Annotated in this window: 15 protein-coding genes; 6 read left to right on the plus strand and 9 right to left on the minus strand. The window is 60.5% G+C overall.

Annotated elements, in window-relative coordinates; all coding sequences use genetic code 11:
- The first annotated feature begins 27 nt into the window (after positions 1 to 27).
- Entirely contained in the window at positions 28 to 1,551 is a 1,524-nt protein-coding gene (locus tag CMG77_RS09270) for a cryptochrome/photolyase family protein (RefSeq protein ID WP_286904236.1), read from the plus strand.
- 101 nt (positions 1,552 to 1,652) lie between these two features.
- Positions 1,653 to 2,039: a DUF6746 family protein gene (locus CMG77_RS09275; protein ID WP_123639095.1), complete on the plus strand. Its 387-nt coding sequence runs from the start codon at positions 1,653 to 1,655 to the stop codon at positions 2,037 to 2,039.
- Between the two features lie 104 nt (positions 2,040 to 2,143).
- On the opposite strand, the gene CMG77_RS09280 is transcribed toward CMG77_RS09275, so the two are convergent.
- The 8 genes from CMG77_RS09280 to CMG77_RS09315 form a co-directional block, all read right to left on the minus strand.
- The gene (locus tag CMG77_RS09280; protein ID WP_286904238.1) at positions 2,144 to 2,845 is read right to left on the minus strand and encodes a PEP-CTERM sorting domain-containing protein; all 702 of its coding nucleotides are present in this window, start codon (positions 2,843 to 2,845) and stop codon (positions 2,144 to 2,146) included.
- Positions 2,846 to 3,103: 258 nt separating this feature from the next.
- The gene (locus tag CMG77_RS09285) at positions 3,104 to 5,242 is read right to left on the minus strand and encodes a TonB-dependent receptor family protein (RefSeq protein WP_286806315.1); all 2,139 of its coding nucleotides are present in this window, start codon (positions 5,240 to 5,242) and stop codon (positions 3,104 to 3,106) included.
- 196 nt (positions 5,243 to 5,438) lie between these two features.
- On the minus strand, positions 5,439 to 6,326 hold the full coding sequence (gene hflK, locus CMG77_RS09290) for an FtsH protease activity modulator HflK (RefSeq protein ID WP_286806316.1): 888 nt from the start codon (positions 6,324 to 6,326) through the stop codon (positions 5,439 to 5,441).
- A complete protein-coding gene (hflC, locus tag CMG77_RS09295) occupies positions 6,323 to 7,213 on the minus strand; it encodes a protease modulator HflC (RefSeq protein ID WP_286904239.1) in 891 nt (296 codons plus the stop codon). The genes hflK and hflC overlap by 4 nt, the downstream gene beginning before the upstream one ends.
- 4 nt (positions 7,214 to 7,217) lie before the next feature.
- Positions 7,218 to 8,900 carry a protease modulator HflK family protein gene (locus CMG77_RS09300; RefSeq protein WP_286904240.1) on the minus strand — a complete coding sequence of 561 codons (1,683 nt, stop codon included), beginning with the start codon at positions 8,898 to 8,900 and terminating at the stop codon, positions 7,218 to 7,220.
- 7 nt (positions 8,901 to 8,907) lie between these two features.
- Complete coding sequence (locus tag CMG77_RS09305) at positions 8,908 to 10,590, minus strand: Aq_1262 family (lipo)protein (RefSeq protein WP_286806320.1); 1,683 nt, start codon at positions 10,588 to 10,590, stop codon at positions 8,908 to 8,910.
- A 146-nt stretch (positions 10,591 to 10,736) separates the two neighbouring features.
- The gene (locus CMG77_RS09310; protein WP_286806322.1) at positions 10,737 to 12,743 is read right to left on the minus strand and encodes an alkaline phosphatase PhoX; all 2,007 of its coding nucleotides are present in this window, start codon (positions 12,741 to 12,743) and stop codon (positions 10,737 to 10,739) included.
- Between the two features lie 201 nt (positions 12,744 to 12,944).
- Positions 12,945 to 14,183 (minus strand): bifunctional alpha/beta hydrolase/OsmC family protein, encoded by a 1,239-nt coding sequence (locus tag CMG77_RS09315; protein ID WP_286806324.1) that lies wholly within the window; start codon positions 14,181 to 14,183, stop codon positions 12,945 to 12,947.
- Positions 14,184 to 14,293: 110 nt separating this feature from the next.
- Between CMG77_RS09315 and pbpG the strand changes: the two genes are divergently transcribed.
- From pbpG to CMG77_RS09335, 4 genes are all read left to right on the plus strand, one after another.
- Complete coding sequence (gene pbpG / locus CMG77_RS09320; RefSeq protein ID WP_286806325.1) at positions 14,294 to 15,253, plus strand: D-alanyl-D-alanine endopeptidase; 960 nt, start codon at positions 14,294 to 14,296, stop codon at positions 15,251 to 15,253.
- Between the two features lie 148 nt (positions 15,254 to 15,401).
- Positions 15,402 to 15,914, plus strand: coding sequence for an RNA polymerase sigma factor (locus CMG77_RS09325; protein ID WP_286806326.1), 513 nt, complete (start codon positions 15,402 to 15,404; stop codon positions 15,912 to 15,914).
- Between the two features lie 66 nt (positions 15,915 to 15,980).
- Positions 15,981 to 16,688: a hypothetical protein gene (locus CMG77_RS09330; protein WP_286806327.1), complete on the plus strand. Its 708-nt coding sequence runs from the start codon at positions 15,981 to 15,983 to the stop codon at positions 16,686 to 16,688.
- Between the two features lie 5 nt (positions 16,689 to 16,693).
- Entirely contained in the window at positions 16,694 to 17,656 is a 963-nt protein-coding gene (locus CMG77_RS09335) for a hypothetical protein (RefSeq protein WP_286806328.1), read from the plus strand.
- An 11-nt stretch (positions 17,657 to 17,667) separates the two neighbouring features.
- On the opposite strand, the gene CMG77_RS09340 is transcribed toward CMG77_RS09335, so the two are convergent.
- On the minus strand, positions 17,668 to 19,374 hold the full coding sequence (locus tag CMG77_RS09340) for a S8 family serine peptidase (protein ID WP_286904243.1): 1,707 nt from the start codon (positions 19,372 to 19,374) through the stop codon (positions 17,668 to 17,670).
- Positions 19,375 to 19,485 lie beyond the last annotated feature (111 nt).

A 19,485-nucleotide genomic window follows, 5' to 3' on the forward strand; every position in this document is an offset into this window, starting at 1 on the left:
CNCCTTACCGGAAAGGTTCGAANGCCCATGACTCAGGTCAGACTGATTCTCGGAGATCAACTCAACGCNTCNCACTCCTGGTTCCAGTNGCCGGATGANGACGTGCTGTTTGTCATGGCCGAGCTGCCCCAGGAAACGGCCTACGTGGTGCACCACCGCCAGAAAGTACTCGCGTTTTTTGCCGCCATGCGGCGGTTCGCCTCGGCGCTGGANCGGGCGGGCCACCGGGTGCGCTATTTCACCCTGGATGACAGTGCCGCCTACNCGGACCTGCCCGANTTGCTTCGCCGTGTATTGAACGAGACGTCGGCGGANGCGTTCGCCTACCAGTGGCCGGATGAATACCGACTCGATCAACAACTGGCCGACTTCGCTCGTACGCTGGACCTGCCGGTGAGTGTCGCGGACACGGAGCACTTTCTGACCGCCCGTGACGCCTGGGAGCACTACTCGACCCATCGCATGGAGTATTTCTATCGGGCACTGCGCCGTGAATATCAGGTGCTGCTGGACGATGACGGCAAGCCCCTGGGCGGGCAGTGGAACTTCGATGCCGACAACCGCGCCCGACTGCCGCGCGAAGCGGCCCTGCCGGAGCCCCTGGTGTTTGCCACCGATGTCACCGACATTGATCAGATGCTCGATCGTCACGACGTGCAGACTCTGGGGGTGGCGGACCCGAGTGCGCTGCTCTGGCCGGTAAACCGGGCCCAGAGCCGGGAGCTGTTGCAGTATTTTCTGAAGCATTTACTACCGGCCTTCGGCCGCTACCAGGATGCCATGACGCCGGATGGGTGGAGCTTGTACCACAGTCGTCTGTCGTTCAGCCTGAACACCAAGATGCTGCATCCGCTCGAAGTGATTCGCGCCGCCGAAGCCCACTGGCAGGCGAACCAGGCGCAGATCACCCTGGCGCAGGTGGAAGGCTTCATCCGGCAGATACTCGGCTGGCGAGAGTATGTGCGGGCCCTGTACTGGCACCATATGCCGGACTATCGCCAGCGCAACCACCTGTCCGCGCAGCGCCCGCTACCGGACTACTATTGGACCGGAAAAACCGACATGGCCTGTATGGCCCATGCGATCGGACAGTCCCTGGAGTACGCCTACGCGCATCACATTCAACGCTTGATGGTGACCGGAAACTTTGCGCTGCTTGCCGGTGTTCATCCGGATGTACTGGACGACTGGTACCTCGGTATCTACATTGATGCCATCGAATGGGTGGAGCTGCCCAATACCCGGGGGATGAGCCAGTACGCCGATGGCGGTTTGATGGGCAGCAAGCCTTACGCCGCCTCCGGGCAGTACGTCAACAAAATGAGCCATTACTGCAAAACATGCGCTTACGATGTGAAAGCGAAATCCGGGGAGGGGAGCTGCCCGTTCAACAGTCTCTATTGGCACTTCCTGAACCGTCACCGGGACCGCCTGGGCGATAACCCGCGGATGAAGCTGGTGTATGCCAACTGGGATCGCCAGGCGCCAGCCCAGCGCAAGGACGTGTTGGCAACTGCCGAGGTCTACCTCGCCCGGCTGAATACCCTCTAAGTAGGACTTGTGAGGCAGAGCCAATCGTGGGATTATATGGAAACAATTCTCATTCATATTGGGCGATTGAGGCCCACCTGTAACGCGACGAGGAGTTGCCAATGAAACTGACCCGAGCCCTATGCCTACTGCCACTGTGCGCCCTGTTGTCCTGGCCGGCCCTGGCCGATGACCCGGTAGACCACTATGCGGGCAAGCCCTCGGAGACGCTTGAAGAGGCGGTCAAAAACTTTACCGAAGGCAATGCCCGTCTGCGCGAGCTGCTGTCCGGCGAGGTAAGCAATCAGGATATGGCGGATATTCACGAGCTCAGCTACACCATTGAGAATGCCGTGGCCACGCTGCGCCGGGAGATGAACGTGTTGGCGGTGGTGCTGGAGGATGTGCACATTGCTTCCGAGCGCTTCAATCAGGATACCGTCAGTGCCAGTGGCCGGGCGTATCTGGATATGGCGAATACCCTGGAAACTCTGGGGCAGGCCGACTGAAAACTGGTCCTGCTCCGGCCATAAAAAAACCGGCCCTGTCCCTGGCCGGTTTTTTTATGCGAGCAGTCAGCACCAGCGATGCGCCGACTGCGTATTGCGTTCTGTTAACGCACCCGACGGCGGGCCCGGAATAGCGCAAACAGACCAGTCATGAGCAACAACAGGGAAGCCGGCTCGGGAACACTGGCGGTGGTCACTGTCAGCAGGTTCTGGGAGTTGCCCGCCTCCAGCAGGTGGAAGTCGTACTTGCCCGTTGCCAGATTGGTGTCGCTCAGAGTGTTCAACCAGTTCTGGGCGGTAGTGCGGGCGCCAGAGAAATAGTCCGACTTGAACGCGTTACTGGTCATGCTGTAAGCGCTGTTCGGCCATTCGTTGATGATTTCCCAGAGCGCGAGCTGAAACGCGGCTCCGTTGTACTTGCTGGTCTGCGCATCGTCGTAGTAGTTGGAGAACAGGCGATTGATGTGCGACCCGGCCGTTCCAAAATAATCCATCAGGTTGACACCGCTGTTCACCGTGTACTGGGTGGCGGTGGTTTTCAGCGTCGTNCCGATTTCCACACAGAACGCACTCAGNCCGTCATCCCACTCGGCGATGCCNCTNGTGTTGTTNCTGGTGGAGAANTCGAACTCACCCGCGTAGACGTTCGGTGTGCCGTACGACGAGTAAATGCGGCCCGTCGGAGCGCCTTCAGCGGCCAGATTGTTGTCGTATTTCAGAGTAATGGAAGCCGCTTGGGTGGCTACTGAAGCGATAGTCAGTAAGCCGGCGGCCATTGCCAGACGCAAAAAATGGATCATTTTCATAGCAGTTCCCGTGCACTTGTTAGGTTGAGGCTGACCAGAGCTGATGTCGATATCTTCAGCGCTGGCGAATCACAACCCTGTTTAAGCAGGAAGTGCGCCAGAAAATAAAAGTTATTTTAAAACAATAGGATATGAGTTTTTTAGGCTCTTAGGTAGAGTCTGGTTGGTGGTCTCTGTCAAGTTCTTCGACTGCTTTGCTCCGGCCACAAAAAAGCCCCGTCACCGGGGCTTTGGAGAGTGTTCCACGACGCTCAGTAATCAGAAAGTGTATTCGATACCGACTGAGGCGGTTTGTGGCTTGTTGGGTCGAGGGCCGAGCGGACTACGGGCGATGATTACCTGTTCGTCAAACAGGTTTTCCACTTTCAGGTAAACCGCCGTGTCGCTGTTCAGGTCGTAGCGTGATACCAGATCGACGGCGAACAGTGACTCAGTCCGATCCTGCTCATCGCCGGAGCGGTTGCAACCCAGGGACACGCAGGTCTCGTCCATGAACTTGGCGACCGCATAGTTCCGCCAGCCGTTGTTGTTGTCCAGCTCGACCCGCAGGCTGAGCAGGTTTTCCGGAATGCTGGCCAGCTCGTCACCGTCCCGAGCACCGCTGACGGCGTTGTCCGCACTCACTTCCGCCTGGGTGTGGGTGTAAGTCAAATGCACCGGTACGGAGAAGCGGCCCCACTCATAGGTGTTGCTCAACTGGAACTCCAGGCCGGTGACCACCGCCTCACCGGTTGTAAAGGTGCCCGACTCGGCGCCATTGCTACAGGGTGTCGCCATGGAGCAGTTTTCGGTCTGGTTGGAGAAGTCGCTATAGAAACCGATCACTTCGGCAAACAGCTGATCCTGTCCGAAACGGACACCAGCTTCAAAGTTGGTACTGGTTTCTGGCTCCTGCTGTTCGGTGGCGCCCCCGCCCAGGGGCGAGAAGCCCTTGTGAACGCCCGCAAGCAACTGCCACTGATCGGAGAGGTCGTAAGTCAGCGACACGCCGGGCAGCCACTCCTCGGAGCTGTTGCTGCGGTAGCTGGGTTCGTCCGAGCGCTCGGGCGTACTGTACTGGTTGCGATAGCTGTCCACGTCTTCATAGCGCAGAGCCAAGTCCAGTTTCAAGGCATCGGTCAGTGACCAGGCATCGGTGACCCAGAAGGACAGCGCCTCGGCGCCTTCCAGACGATTGTCGCCGCCGGTGGGCTCGATTATCCGATCGAACACCAGACTGCCGTTGATCTGATCGTAAATTTCCACCGGCTGGAAGCGGTCCATTTCATCTTCGTGCCGGCGCAGGCCGACTTCGATCTGGTGATCGTTCAAGGCAATGCGCGAGTTGACCTCAACGCCCTGAGATTCGTACACCCGATTGTTGTGCTTGTAACCGAGGTCCTCAGCGTCCTGTTCGCCGCGCAGCACAGCCAGCGCCGCCGCGTCACCGCTATTGGCCTGATCCACCAGACTGGTACCAAGCTTGAACCAGTCCCGGGCGAATTCGTTGTGATAGCCGATAACGTTCAGGGTCACCGCGTCGTTGAGATCAAACTGGTAGTTGGCGCTGAAGCCTTTGTGGCTGTTGTTCATCTGGTCGATGCTGGACAGGCCGTAGCGGCGGTTCGGATCGGCCGCGAAGTCCTCATCGGTCAGCCCCAGGTAGGTTTCGTTGGAGACTTCCTCGGAGTACTGGGCCTTGACGCCCAGGGCGTGGCGATCGCCGGTCCAGCGGGCCTTGGCGACATAATCGGCAATGTCAAAACCGCTGTCGCGGTTGCTGCGGTCAATGTCCTTGAACCCTTCGGTGCTGCGTTGCACGGTTTCGAGCAGCCAGCCGAAGTTGCCGTTGGTTTCGCCGTAATACAGATGGGTGTCCTGCTGGTTGTGCTCGCCCAGGGTGGCCTGGACCTTGCCGGCACGACGCTCCGGAATGGGGGTGCTCACCAGGTTGACCACGCCGCCGGTGGTCTGTGGGCCGTGGCGCAGCAGAGGGGCGCCCTTGAGCACTTCCACCGCAGACATACGCGCGGTGGTGGGGAAGTAATAGGCCGCCGGATTGGAGTAGGGCGCCGGCGCCATCAGGATGCCGTCTTCCATCAGGGTGATTTTACTGCTTCTGCCGGAGGAGGCGGCGCGGATGCCAATGTTCGGGCGCAGGCCATAACCCTCTTCTTCCTGCACATACACACCAGGCACGGTTTTCAGTACCTGATTGATATCGGTGACCACTTCAATCTGCATTTGCTGGGGCTCCACCACGGCGCTGGAGCCGGAGACTTCCCGGGCTTCCACCTGTGTACCGATGATTCGAACGGTCTCCAGTTTGGGCAGGCTGTTCAGCGCCAGATCCTGAGCAAGGGTGGGCGCTGAGAGGCTAGCAATGACGAGAGACAGAGCAGTAGAGCGTTTCAACATGAAGCTATCCTTCCGAATGATGGTGGTCTTCAGAGCGAGTCTGCCCTTGAGGGCGGATGCTGACCTTGATAATGGGTGTGGCTGCTAAAAATAATGAGATTGACTATCAGTTACTTTGGGGAAATCTATCATGAATAATAACAATTCTCAATAGTGATGGGTGAGAATAAGAGTGGGTCATGCGGGGGAGGGGGGCTCAGGGGGTGAGGACCGTGACCTGCATTTCCCCCAGCAGCGCTTCGAGGTGTTCCAGATAGAGGCGCTGGCGCGATAGGGCCGGCGCTTCCTGATGCGCCTGCCAGTTAGCGATAAAGCGCTCCTGGTATCCCCGGGCGCGCTCGAGGTTCTCTGTGGCCTGAGCCTGGGCGTTCGCCCGGAGCGCGCTGATGTCGCTGCGGGCTCTGGCCAATTGGGTGTTGCGCTCGCCGGCGCTCTCCTGGATCAATTTCTGTTTCTCGGAGCGCGCTCGGGCCACGTCGTCGAAGGCGGCCTTGATCGAGGGGGGCGGTTCCAGGCGGCGCAGCTGTACCGAGGTCACCCTCAGTCCCAGCGCCAGGGACTCGACGCTGCGTTGCAGGTCGAGTGTCAGTTGGTTCTGTAGTCGCGTGCGTCCCACGGTCAGTAGCGGGTCAATGGCGTGGGCGCCGATGTAGGCAATAGTATGGGCCCGGGTGAGCTCTTCGAGTAATGCTTCCGGCGCTTTGGCACTGTCCAAGTAACGCCCGGGGGAGCCGATGGTGTATTGCACTAACAGTGCCAGGTCCACCAGATCCTCGTCGCCGGTGGTCAGCTCCGGTTGCAGTTGAGGCGGCGCCGAGTTGGAAAAATCCAGTTCGAGGGTTCTCAGGGTTGTTGCCGGCACGGTGCGCACGGACTCCACCGGCCAGGGCCAATGGTAGTGCATGCCGGGAAGCACCTGGTCGTCGACCAGTTTTCCAAACCGCAAAATGACGCCGCGCTCTTCGGTGCCCACCGAATAAAACCCGCTGAGTACATACAACGCCGGCAAGAGCACTGCCAGGCCCGTGATCAGCAATGGGCGAATCTGTTGGAAAATATGGCGGATATCCTCGTGCAGGGTCACGGCTGGTCGAACTCCGGTGGGTTGAACAGTAAGTCGAACAGAGGGGACTCCGCCGAGAGTACCAGTCGGGTGTCCTCACCCAGAATCTGGTTGTAGGCTTCCAGGGTACGTATGAAGCGATAGTAATCGGCGTTGGTCTGATAGGCGTCGGCGTACCGCCGGGCCGCCTCGGCTTCGCTCTGCCCGATCAGCGCCTGGGCTTCGCGCTGCGCCTGGGCGCGCATCTGTCGGACCTCCCGCTCGGTCTCTGCGCGCAGCGTGGCGGCCTGCTCCTGTCCCTCGGCCCGATACTGACGGGCAATACGATCGCGCTCGGATTCCATACGCTTGTAAATGGCCAGCAGGTTCTGCTTGGGAAAGCCGAACCGGTTGGGGCGTACGGTCACCACCTCGATGCCCAGCTCCCGCTCGGCTATACGGTTGGCGGAGCGGCTAATCTGCTCGAACATCTCATTGAGCTGAAAGTCCTGCTCGTTGAGGGTAAAAATCTGAGTGATCGGCCGGGCCGCCAAAGCCGCGCCGATTTCCGAGCTGGCCAGGGTGGTCAGGCGCTGCTCGGCGGTGTCCATGCTGCGCAGGCTGGTCAGGAATTGGCCGGGATCGACAATGCGCCAGACCACAAAGGCACTGACCACCAGGTTGCGTCGGTCCAGGGTGACCAGTTCCGTCGGCTCAAGCGATAGCAGTTGTTGGCGNTTATCAAAGAACACGGCGGTTTCAATCGGATCGGGCCACTTGAAGGCCAACCCCGCCTGATGAATGGCCCGGGTGGGTTTACCGAATTGCGTGACCATGGCCATGTGCGTTTCCGGGACCACCAGCGCCGAGCTGATGCCCAAGTANCCCAGCAGAATNACCGCGGCGAGTGTCCAGAGCAGTTTTTNCACGGCGTTATTTCCTGTCGTCAGTCCCCAGTAGACTCTGGGGCCCCCAGAGTCTGATGTCGTCGGTGTCCAGGGCCGGGTCGGTCAACCACAGGCGACGGCCCCTGAGTGTGTCGGTGGTGTGNTGCAATTGCTGCTCGAAGCCGACCGCGCTGCTGTTCTCGCGGTANACCTCCGCCAGCGACAAGAAGCGTTCCACGTCGCCTTCGGCCTGCAGAATCCGCTCGTTGGCTTCCGCGCTCACCCGGGCTTTCTGTTGCGTGCGTTCGGCCTGGGCCATNAGTCGGTCGTGAATCTGTTGTGCTTCGGCACGGGTCTGATACTGGCGTTTTTCCTGCTCGGCATTGAGCAGATCGCGGTAGGCGCGTACCGCTACTGCCGGTGGCTGGGCCACCAATACCTGGGCGTCCATAACCTGGATGCCAATGCCGAGCGCCCGCAGTTGCCGTTGGGCCTCACTGGCAACCCGTTCGGCAAATTCGTGCTGGCCATGACTTAACAATTCAAAAAACAGGTGCCCGGCGGTTTCCTTCCACAGGGCCGCCTCGGTGGTTCGGGTGATCAGTGCCGGCAAGTCCTGGACCCGCAAGGTCATCTGTGCCGGGTTTTCAATGCGGTAATGCAATGCGAATTGCAGGTCGATGAGATTCTCGTCTTGAGTGACCAGATAATCGGTCACATCTTCATGAGCCTGCGGCGTTTTGATTTCCCGCCAAAGCGCTCCCTGGCGATCCTCTTTGGGCAAGGTGTGGCGGCTGCCGACCCGGGCGGTATAGACCAGGCCATGGTCGACCTGTTTGAGTTGATCTACCGGCCAGGGCAGCGTCAGGTGCAGCCCCGGTGGCAGGCCGGTGTTCACCGGTGCACCAAAGCGGCTGTGAATGCCGGTGTAGCCGGCGGGGATGGTGTGCACGCCGGTGCTCAGCCAGAGCATCGGCAGGGCCGCCATCGGCAACCAGCGGAATCGATACAGAAGGCGAGCCAGCTGCCGTCCCAGTCGGGCCAGGGGCTGACTGAACGAGCGTCGGGCCAGCCATTCCAGTGCCGGCTCCAGCAGGGAAATGGGATCCAGCTCCTGCCGGTAGCGAAGCCCCTGGATACCTGAGATCAGCAGCTCAATCCCGGCGACGGCAATCAGCAGGGCAATGATCAACGCGACCGGCTCGTCAATATTGATACCGACCAGCAGCCCCACCAGCGAGGCCAGTACGGCGAGGGTGGTGAACAGGTCGATTTTGCTGTGATAACCGTCGGCTTCCAATGCCGGCGAATCGGTTTCCTGGCCCACATAGGTTTTCAGCCTGGCCATGAAATGCACCAGGGCGAGAATCACCAGCACACCGAGAATGCCCGCCCAGAGGAAGCGCACATCCTCGGCGCTTCGGGCGTTCAGTTCCAGCAGAATTTCCACCGGAATGTACAGAATCAAGAGGGCAACCGCGATGGCCAAGAGCGATTCGAGCATCCGCGCCTTTTGTCCCGCCTGCGCGCCTTTGCGCTCCTGACGAAAGCGGATGATCAGACTGACCAGAAGCACCAGTGACACCACCAGATCGGTGCCCGAGTGATAGGCGTCGGCGAGCAATGCTGCGCTGCCGGTGAGCAGAGCCAGCCCCACCTTGGCGCCGGTCAGTAGAAGGTCCGCCCCGATTGCGATCAGCGAGGTGCGTATGCGTCGATCACTGAGCATCACGATATCATTCCTGCCAGGACCAGTAGTCTTCGGTGGAGGTGTCTGGCCAGGCGAGGCGAATGTCCCACTGATGCCGGTGTTCGGGCTCCAGGGGCGGGGTACTTGGGTCGACACTCTGGAAGACATTGGTGGCCGGTTTGATGGTCGCGTCCCGGCCGAAGATATAACTCTGCTCCTCCACGATGGCCCGGTAGGCCTTGTTAAGCGCCAGGGCCCGTTCGCGCGATGGTGTGATCAGCTCATACAGGTTGCGTACCGAGGTGACCTTCTCACGGTTGACCCGGCCGTCCGGGTGGAACCAGCGCTCGAGCATTTCCTCGTTCTGCCGGAACTCATCACCGCCACCCACACGCTCCAGGTACTGCAGGAATTCCCCTTCGTACTCGCCCAGGCTGGGCGTATCCTGCTGGGTGGTCAGGTCGATATAACCCCAGCCGTCGGCTCCAGCGACCTTGCGCGGAAACGCGAAGGTGTGGTCTATGGAGGTGCCGACACTTTTATGACACCCCATGCAGAAAAACTGTTCTTCGTGATGCTGTTTGCGCAGGGTACCTTGAGCGTCTTCAATAAAGCCCCAGAGCCGCCAACCGAATTTGTTGTCCATGCCCCGGTCGGCGTGGTCCGCCACCCCAGGCAAATTGCCAAAGTGTTTTTCCTTGGCTTCCATATAGTAGCTGCTGGTCAAACTGGTGGCGGGACGAAACCGGTCTTTCACCATGTAGCGTACCTCTTTCATACGCGGTGCGTTATAAATGCGACCGCTATCGTCCACCCCGAGGTAGCGCACGGTGTGCAAAAAGGCCGTCCCCTCCGGGTACAGCATGTGGGTCAGTGGTACTTCACTGGCATCACCCAGGTAAAACGGACGGTGGCGGATGCGGTGGCTGGCAACACTGAGCACGCCGTCGCCGTCGAGGTCGATATCCAGCGCCGCTTCGTTCAGGGGCGGAGTGTCCAGCTCCTGTGTACCGGTAACGGCCATTTCCAGCAGGCTGAGGTTGGCGAAGTACACATCCCGGGAAAACTGCCCGTCGATTTCAGAAAAAGCCGCTGGCAGGCGGATCATGACATCGTCGGTGGAGCCGTTGGTGGGCCAGAAGGTGCTAGGCAGGGGCTTGTAGTTGAAGGCAACCCAACGGGAACCATCCTTGGCCAGCCCGTGTTCATCAAAGGCGTCCGCACCTCTGTGGAGGTCCTCAATGATGGCTTCCTCGCCGGACCACTGATCCGAGCGCATCCACTGAATTAAGTCGGTGTAGTTGTCCTGGTGAACGTACTCAATGATTGCTTCATCGGAGACTTGCTCGATGTAGGGGCGTCGGTCCTTGAACAGATTCTGCCAGTGATTGCGTTCGCCAAATTCAGAAAAGGCGTAGCTGCCCTGAAGAAAACCGTCGTGCATCTGGTTAGGGCGGCGGTCGCCATAGGTCTGATGGCAGGTGTAGCAGGGGTTATGTCGTCCGTCGGTTTTGGTGTAGCACTGGGATGGAATGGGGGCTTCGCGGTTGTAGGCTTCTCCCGCGTGCAGGTAATCCTGTGCGTTGACGCCGCCTTGTTGCACCGCATCGGCGGCAAACTCGATGGTGTTCGTTTCGGCTGGTGAGCGATCGTTGGTTGTGTTCGAATCGCACCCGACGAGCAACGTCAGGCTGCTTACCAAGATCAAGCTGAGAAAGCGTCTTATCATTGAGTCACGGCTCCCGTTTTTTTTACGTGGCGTATGGTACCCCCGGGAGTGTGAACGGTTTGTTACAGTGCATAAAAAAGGGGGTGCGAAAATCGCACCCCCTTTGAGCCGACCGCGACAGCGGGTCGGATCGTTATTGCTGTGTATTAGTTATTGATCTTGGGGTCATACATCCACAGGGTGTTGTTGGTCTGGAAGCCGTCTTCACCCAGAAGGATGCGACCGTCGTCCAGAACAATCACGTTGTCCGGCTGGGACAGTGCATTGACATCGCAACGCTCCGCGCCGTCGGCGGTGGAACGATAGGTAGAACCCATCACAACCGGTTCAATGCGGTCGGTATCGTATCCGGGCAGCAGACGCATACGGTAGACACCGCCACAATCTTTAACGCGGGCCGACAGTTGGATATCCCCCTCATCGTCGACCATGCCGTTGTCCATATCGGCAATGGCAAAATAGACGTAAGCGTCTTCCACGACTTCATCCGGGATCAGGTCGGTACCTTCCACGGCCTCTTCGGCGCGCTTGTGGTTGACACTGATACCTTCGAACTTCTGCCACTCGGCGGTTGCGCCTTTGGCGCGGGCCGCTTTGCGTGACTCCAGAAACGCGATGCGATCGTCCATGGTTTCGCCCGCCGTCACCAGACCGCCAAAGGTGTTGGCGTCGGTGTAACCAGCGTCGATCGCTGGCTGGTAAGCGGTATCGTAGCTCGGATAGTTGGCGTCACCGTTCGCCCAGGCAATGGCGTCGGCATCGCTCAGGTAGCTGCTCTTGCCTTCCACATAGTCGTCGCTGCCAATGCCATCGTATTCGGCGATCCAGGTTTCGATCTCGGTGTTGTTGCCACTGGCCAACTCGATCCATTCGATATCGAAGCCGGTGGTCAGCGGTTCGCTGCTGCCAGCGTCTTGAGTCAGTTTGGCGGCGAACAGGGTGCCCGCGCTCAGATCGCCCGGCTGGTCGGCCACGAACTTGAAGAACACACCGCGAGAGTTGTCCTGGGACAGATACACGGTGCGCTCGTCTGGCATGACGATGGAGTTTTCATGCTCGTAGCGACCCATGGAGTAATGCTTGACCGGAACCGGGTTGGCGCTGGTCGGTTCGGTGATTTCCACAATGTAGTGGTAGCGGTAGGTGTTCGGGAATTGGGCCGCGTCGTTGGCGGTGTTGACCGACGAATCAATGTAGCGGGCCAGCGCGGTTTGCGATGAACCTTCACCAGCGCGCTCGGGGTTGTTCCAGCGGTGGGTGTTGTCGCCTTCATTACCCCACTCTTCGGATGTCAGCGGCGTACCCCAGGGAGACATGGAGCCGAAGCAGTTGGCGATGGTACCCCAGTCGCCAAAGTCGAGCATCATCACATCGGTGTTGTCGACCGACCAGTGACCGCTGTTGGCATCCTTGTTCAGTTTGATGCGGCTCATGCCACCGGGAATGGATTCCCAGTTGGTGAACAGGTAACCTTCGTTTTCGCCGGTGGCCAGGTAGCCATTGAAATCCGGCATGTCGCTTTCAACACTGACGGTGGTGTCGTCTGTGGCGAGCACGTGGCCCAGCCCCTGAGAGAGCGCGCCACCAAAGTTGTCGCCGGTTTGCCCGAGTACCTGGTAGTCACCGTAGGCGACCTGAATGGTTTCCTGTTCCTGCTGAGTGCGCGGTACGGGCGAGGAAATCAGGTTGCGCGGCAGCTGATGTACGTTAACCCCACGCACGACCCCGACAGTACCGGTGTGAAAGGTTTTGCCGTCGGCATCCTGGGCGGTGTTGCTGCCGCTGGGGTGCTGGGCGTTGAAGAACAGGTCACCGTCTTCGGTCACATAGGCACCAGTGACTTCCGCACCCAGTGGCACGGTGGCCAGCCGGGTCAGGCCGGGTGTCATCAGACCGGCGCCAATACCGTCTTCACCGTCAGCACCATTTTGTCCGTCGACGCCATCCTGACCATTCTGGCCGTCTGCTCCGGCCTGACCGTCGGTACCGTCCTGCCCATCAACGCCGTTCTGGCCATCGACACCGGCTTCGCCCTGCGGACCTTGTTCGCCCGCCGGACCCTGCTCGCCGTCATCGCCGCTACAGGCGGCGAGGCTGGAGGCCATGGCAATCAGAGCCAACAATTGTCCTTTTTTACTCAGCTTGAACATCATTGTGTTACTCCCGTTATTTGTGGGGTTATCTTCGAATTTGGCGCCCGCAGGCTTTCAGAATGGAAAGCGGTGCTCTGGCGGACGCGATAACGTTAAACGGGAAATATGACGGTTGGCGGGAATAAAAATGACAGCAGGGTGAAGTTTTGATGAATTGTGATCAAACGCGGATCCCGGTCCGTCAGGACCGGGGTTTTACTGTTATTGGTCAAGGGCGGTGTTGGTGGTGCGAATACGGATTTCGCCCTTCAGGGTTTTGTGCACCGGGCACTTGTCGGCAATGTCCAGCATCCGTTGGTGCTGCTCTTCGCTCAACGAGCCCTCATAACTGAGTTCCCGATGAATCTCACTGACCATGCCGTCTTTGGTTTCGCAGTCCCGGCAGTCTTCGGCGTGGATGCGCTGGTGCCGGAGGCGAACCTCCAGGTTTTCCACCGGTAACTCTTTGTGGTTGATGTACATGCGCAAGGTCATGGACGTGCAGGCCCCCAGAGACATCAACAGGAAGTCGTAAGGGTTGGGGCCCTGATTGCTGCCGCCCTTGTCTTTCGGTTCGTCGGCCTGCCATTGGTGGTCAGCGGTGTACAGCCCGCGCAGGAAGTGTGCGTCCTGCTCGGTAATCAACACTTCGCCGGCCTCGACACTCGGGCGGTCGTGACTCTGCGCCTGGACCGGTTCGAGTCTCAGGTAACGGCTGGCCCAGGCGGCCAGCGTGAGCGCAACGTAGTCGGCATCGCTCTGGTCGCTGAGCAGGTGGTCGGCGTCGTCCAGGGAAACGAAGCTTTTGGGGTGCTTGGCGGCCTGGAAAATTTTCGCCGCCTCATCCACGTTGACCACCTGATCCACCGGGGAGTGGAAAATCAGCAGCGGCTTGCGCAGAGCGCCGACGGTTTCTTCCAGTGGCCAGTTGTCCAGGTCTTCCAGCAGCTCGGCGCCGAGCTCAAAGGTGCGCCCGGCGATGGTCACGGGCGCGCGGCCCTCCTGACGGATGTCGCAGGCCTGATCGGCGAACAGGTGCTCCACGTGCTTGGGGGACGCCGGGGCGGCGATGGTGACCACCGCCTGTACCGACTTCAGCCTTCGGGCCACCGCCAGAACCGCGGCGCCGCCCAGGCTGTGGCCGATCAGCAGGGCCGGGGCCTGGTGCTCTTCGGCGAGAAACTTTGCCGCCGCCTCGAGGTCCGACACATTGCTCGAAAAGGTGGTGTTGGCGAAGTCGCCCTCGCTACTGCCCAGGCCGGTGAAGTCAAAGCGCAGTACCGCGATGCCCTGGTCGGCCAGGGTACGGGCGATGCGGGTAGCGGCGATCACATCCTTGCCACAGGTAAAACAGTGGGCGAACAGGGCGAAGGCCTTGGGGCTGCCGCTGTCGGGCAGTTCCAGAGCGCCGGCCAGGCTGTGGCCATCGGCGTTGGTGAATTCAACTTTCTGGCGTGGCATGGAACCTCCATTCTGGGATTGAGTGCTCGGCGCGATGGCCAAACTTACGTTAGAATACCTTAATATAAACCCCGGTTACGAGAACCCACGAAAAGAGAACCTTCCGATTCATGACCCTAATCAATAAAGTCAGATCGTCGTCAATCGCACGTTTCCTGCTCCGTGGGACACTACTGACCTTGCCCCTGGCCCCGGTGACCCTGGCCGAGGAGGCCCCGGACCCCGAGCGGTTGACGTTGGCCTCGGTCAGTGCGGCGGTGGCCCCTATCGGTGCCGAAACCCCGTTCTACACCAAACGCGCCGACTGGAGCATGCCGATCGCCTCGGTCACCAAGCTGATGACCGGGCTGGTGGTCCTGGAGTCCGGCGCATCTCTGGATGAGTGGTTGACGGTCGAGGAGCGGCATTTTCCACCGGCGGCCAATGCCTTCTCCCGCTTGCGTCCCGGGTCTGAAGCCCAGCGCGGCGATCTGTTGCGTATTGCCCTGATGTCCTCGGAAAACTATGCCGCCTATCTGTTGGCCCGCCATCACCCTGAGGGCTATGACGCCTTCATTGAGGCGATGAACGAGAAGGCCCGCTCCCTTGGCATGACCCGCACCCGCTTTGTCGACTCCTCGGGCCTGTCGGATGACAACGTCTCCAGTGCCGGCGATCTGCTGAAGCTCGCGCAGGCCGCCTACGGAAATGAAACCCTTCGAGAGCTCAGTGCCGACGGGCGCCACAGTGTGCGTTTTCGCAAGCCGGGCTACACCCTGCACTTTGGTAACACGAATCCGCTGGTGCACAGTGGTCGGTGGGATGTGGACCTGACCAAAACCGGTTACCTGACGGCGGCCGGGCGCTGTCTGGTCATGGTGACGGAAATGAATGGTGAACCGACCGCGGTGGTTCTGCTGAACTCTTTCGGTACCCGCACGCCCTTGGGCGATGCCGGTCGGATCCGTCGGTGGATCGAAAACGGCACCGCCAGTACCGTGGCTCAGGCGGCGTTGCGCTACGAACAGGAAACCGCCGAACGCTTGAGCGGGCAGCAAGTGGCGGAAAGCGGTGCCGCTCAATCGCCTTGACCGCCGCCGGTGTCGGCTCGATACCAGCGCTCAAAGCCACCGTCCGGTGGCTTTTTTGTTTGTCTGGCTATTTGGCGTCACAGTTTTTATTCTACGCCAAAGGGGAATAAAACCCGCCCCGGTACGTTGTCTGGAATATGAGGCCTGAATGACACTGGATTTTCGTTCGCAGCTGGTGGCGCTGTTGCCGCGCCTGAGGCGGTTTGCCCTGGGCTTGACGGCCAGTCGGGAGGAGGCAGATGACCTTGTGCAGGCCGCCTGCGAAAAGGCGTTGGTCAAACAGGATCAGTGGCAGCCGGACACCCGACTGGACTCCTGGCTGTACCGGATCATCCAGACCCAGCGGATTGATCACCTGCGTCGTGCAAACCGCTCACCGGTCAGCGTGCCGGAGGATGCTATGCCGGACTGGGAAGATGCTCAAAGTGCGGACCGGGCCGAGAACGAAGACCTGCTCAGGCACACCCTGAAAGCCCTGGAACAGTTGCCCGAGGAGCAGAGGGCGGTGATGCTGCTGGTAGTCGTTGAAGGCCACTCCTATCGGGAGGTGGCGGAGCAACTGGGGATTCCACAGGGCACGGTCATGAGCCGTTTGGCGCGCGCCCGCCTGCGAGTGCAGGAGCTTCTGGCTCCCACGGAGCAGGCAAACGAGCAGCCTTGAGCCATAAGCAGCCTTGAGCCGAACCACAAGGCTGTCTTGAGCTCAACCACAAAACAGGACAGCACAATGAACGACGCCGATTTTCAACTGATTATGGCCTATTCCGACGGTGAGACCGGACCGGAAGGCACGGCCCGGGCCGAAGCGCTGCTGGCGGACAGTGCCGAAGCGCGCGCAGCGCTCGCGCGTTTGCGCGCCTTGGATGATCGGATCAAAACCAGCCTGGACGGTGTTCTGAACGAGCCGGTTCCAGAGCGGCTGACCCGTACCGCTACGGCGAAGGCCCCCGCCCGGGGACGCCTGCTTCGGTTCCCGGGGCGTCTGGGGGTGGCGCCGTCTCACTGGGCCATGGCCGCGTCGGTGGTCGTGGCGCTGAGCGCGGTTCTGTTCTGGGCGACAAGCCCAGAACCGGATGCCGAGGCCATGCAGCGGTTTGTTTATCAGACCCTGGAGCAGACCCCGAGCGGTGAGCGCCGAACGGACGCTGATCGCGGCTGGCAGGTAATGCCGCTGGCCAGCTACGAGACCGCCGAGGGCCGATGGTGCCGCGAGTACGCCGGGCGAGTGGGCGCCGATACGTTGTCGGGGCTGGCCTGTCGGGTCGACGGGGAAGAGTGGCAAACCCTGGTGTCTGAAGCCCGCGCCGTGCCGGAGGGCTATCGGCCCGCGGCCGGACCCACGGATACCGTGGCGGCAGTACTTGCGGGGCTGCAGGCCGGTGAGCCTTTGACCGAGGCGGAAGAGGCGGCCCGCTTGCGCCGGGCGGGGCAATGAGGGCTGTGACGGCCGCCGCATGGCGTCCCCGGTCCGGTTGGCTCGGTGCCACTTGGCTCAATGTCATAGGTTCGTGTCTGCTGGGCTTTGCCGCTTCGGCGACCCTCGCCGAGGAATCCCCGTGGAATAGCCTGCGGGACGCAGTGGATCTGTCGGTGTCGGCCGGTGCGCGCCACGAAGACAATCTGGTGGTCGAGGAGCTCGACTCGGTGTCCCGGGAGTCGGGCTCGGCCTGGGTCGGCTCGGTGGACCTTGACCTGGAGCAGGAGTTGGGCGGTGGGCGCGAGATCGGTGCCGGCTATTTTATGGAGCAGCGACGCTTCGACCAGCACCCGGATTATGATCTGGACCTGCACTATGGTTACGGCAACCTGAGTCAGCGGCTGGGGGCGGTGCGTTGGACCACGCGCCTCGATGGCAGCATTGCCTATTTGGGCGGCGTGCGCCTGCTGGAGAACCGGCAGATCGCTCTGGAGGCGTCCCGTTTGTTTAACCGCGTCTGGTATCTGCGCGGGGAGCTGGCGTTCAAACAGACCGATTTATTGCAGGCACCAGAGCGCAATAACGACGATACCCGGGCGCAGTTCGCGGGCTATTATTTTCTGGACGGAACGGCGCACTACCTCAGCGCCAACTACCGGTTCAATGCCAAGCGCGCCGAACAGTTCCGGTTTGATTATGACGGGCACCGGTTTGGTGTGTTGTATAACCGTCGCCTTTCAGACTGGGCGACGCTCAAGCTGGATTGGCGCTACGAGGAACGGCAGTACCTCAGTGGTGCCTCGACTCCCGCCAGTGGCCAGCGCCTGGATGAGCGTGAGCGGTGGCGGGCGCGCCTGGAAATCCCGATGGGTAAGCGGTTGGAGCTTGAGTTGCGCTATGAGCATCGGGACTATGGCTCCAATCTCGAGAGTGTGGATTACACCGACAACCGCCTGGAAGCGCGCTTTACCTTTGAGCTGCTTTGAGGCGTCGGGCCTCAGGGGGAGGCCGGCGTTATCAGTTGGCTTTTCCCCGGCAGTCCAAGGCCGAACAGCGGGTCCTTACCGGGTTCACCCAAATCCACCGTGTCCTCACTCAGCGCTTGAAGCGCCTGCCCCGGCGAGCCGNTATNGGCNANNTGCCGGGCCANNAGNGCNGTGACCACNGGCGNNGCAAANGANGTGCCGGANACCNGGGTAAAACCNTNNTCNCCNGAAGCGNCGGTNAGGTTGACGCCATAGGCGGCAAAATCCAGGTGATCACCACGCACCGCATAGGGGTAGAGGTCGAGCGNCCGGTCGACGGCGGTCACNGCCACCACGGTGGGGTAGGCGGCCGGATACTGCGGGTCGGCGAGTGGGCCGGCATTGCCCACGGCGGCAACGGGCAGTATGCCGCGGGATCGGATCTGTTCCAGAACGGTTTCCAGCGTCTGATTCGCGGGACCGGAGAGGCTGATATTGATAACCTCCACCGGCCGGGACGCCAGCCAGTCCAGNGCCGTAATCAGGGTCTGGGTGGTAGCAATAGAGCCANACTCGGCCTGTTCGGAAAATACCGAGGCAATGTATAGCTCGGCATCGGGTACCAGGCCCTCCCAGTCTTTAGTTCGCCCCACCAACAGCGATGCAANGGCGGTTCCGTGCTCCAGATCCCGGACAGAGGGGCGTNCGGCGAAGGCTTTCTGTTGCAGGCGCGCACGGGCAAACGCAGGGTGTCGGGTATTCACCGGTCCATCCAGCATGCCAATGGCGGTACCCGAACGGGAGGGCGCGCCGGGGCGGTAAAGCGCTGACAGGGTCAGGGGGGCATCGGACGCGGTTGTCGGGCCCTGGTGGTATTCGTAGCCGTGGTTAAAGTCGACCGACAGCCCCGGATAGCGTTCGCGCAACTCGGTGCGAAGTGCTTCCAGCGGCACGTCGCCTTTGACCTCAAAACTNCCCAGATTGGTTCCCAGTGCAGAGAGCGGCCGTCGCTCTCTGAGGTCCAGTGCCGGGTGGCGGCTTAACTGTTNCAGCAACTCNTCGTCCGCCAGNACCAGCATTTCGTTGCGGACGATGAGGTCGCCGGTATTGAGCTCGATCAGGCTGTCCAGATCCTCTTCCAGCGCGTCCAGCAGCCGCTCCTCCAGAGCGTCGGCCAGTTCATCGTCCTCATCGAAGCGATCGTCCAGGTCATCATCGTCCAGCTCATCCTCGAGGTCGTCGTCAATGTCGTCGAGCTCGTCTTCCCAATCATCCTCGTCCAGTCGATCTTCAGCGGCTTCCTCCGCCAGGTCTTCGGCAAGGTCCTCGGCGTCGTCATCCAGGCTGTCTTCCAGCTCATCTTCGGCCGCTTCTTCGGCCAGCTCCTCGGCGAGGTCTTCCGCATCGTCGTCCATGGCGTCCTCGGCAGCGTCTTCTGCAAGATCATCCAGTTCATCTTCCAGTTCGTCGTCGAGTTGGTCCTCCAGGTCATCTTCCAACTCGTCTTCGATGTCATCATCCAGATCGTCCAGCTCGTCCTCAAGGTCTTCAAGCTCATCGTCGATGTCGTCGTCCAGTTCATCCAGGTCGTCGTCATCAACCTGGGCCAGATAGAGTGTCTGGGAGGAACTGGTGAAGGAAAAGGGCGAGTCCGCCTGAACCGTTCCGGCACCCAACACAACGCCCAGCAGACTGGCGAGTAGCAGGCGAGGGCTGGGTAGGAGACCGTTTGCAGGCATGGTTATGGGCTCGATTCACGTCGAAGGGGNGAAGCAGAATAGAGCAGGGACGACAGGTTTGGCAATCGATGGCAAAGTGCCGGGCCCTTTCCCTGTGGCCCGGCGAGTGGT

It is taken from the genome of Marinimicrobium sp., from assembly GCF_002695945.1.
Taxonomy (GTDB): domain Bacteria; phylum Pseudomonadota; class Gammaproteobacteria; order Pseudomonadales; family Cellvibrionaceae; genus Marinimicrobium; species Marinimicrobium koreense.

Bases quoted from the DNA above. Each gene is read 5' to 3' on its own strand.
- CMG77_RS09330 (WP_286806327.1), top strand. From the start codon at position 15,981: ATGAACGACGCCGATTTTCAACTGATTATGGCCTATTCCGACGGTGAG.
- CMG77_RS09315 (WP_286806324.1), bottom strand. From the start codon at position 14,183: ATGCCACGCCAGAAAGTTGAATTCACCAACGCCGATGGCCACAGCCTG.
- CMG77_RS09285 (WP_286806315.1), bottom strand. From the start codon at position 5,242: ATGTTGAAACGCTCTACTGCTCTGTCTCTCGTCATTGCTAGCCTCTCA.
- pbpG (WP_286806325.1), top strand. From the start codon at position 14,294: ATGACCCTAATCAATAAAGTCAGATCGTCGTCAATCGCACGTTTCCTG.
- CMG77_RS09310 (WP_286806322.1), bottom strand. From the start codon at position 12,743: ATGATGTTCAAGCTGAGTAAAAAAGGACAATTGTTGGCTCTGATTGCC.
- CMG77_RS09275 (WP_123639095.1), top strand. From the start codon at position 1,653: ATGAAACTGACCCGAGCCCTATGCCTACTGCCACTGTGCGCCCTGTTG.
- CMG77_RS09305 (WP_286806320.1), bottom strand. From the start codon at position 10,590: ATGATAAGACGCTTTCTCAGCTTGATCTTGGTAAGCAGCCTGACGTTG.
- CMG77_RS09325 (WP_286806326.1), top strand. From the start codon at position 15,402: ATGACACTGGATTTTCGTTCGCAGCTGGTGGCGCTGTTGCCGCGCCTG.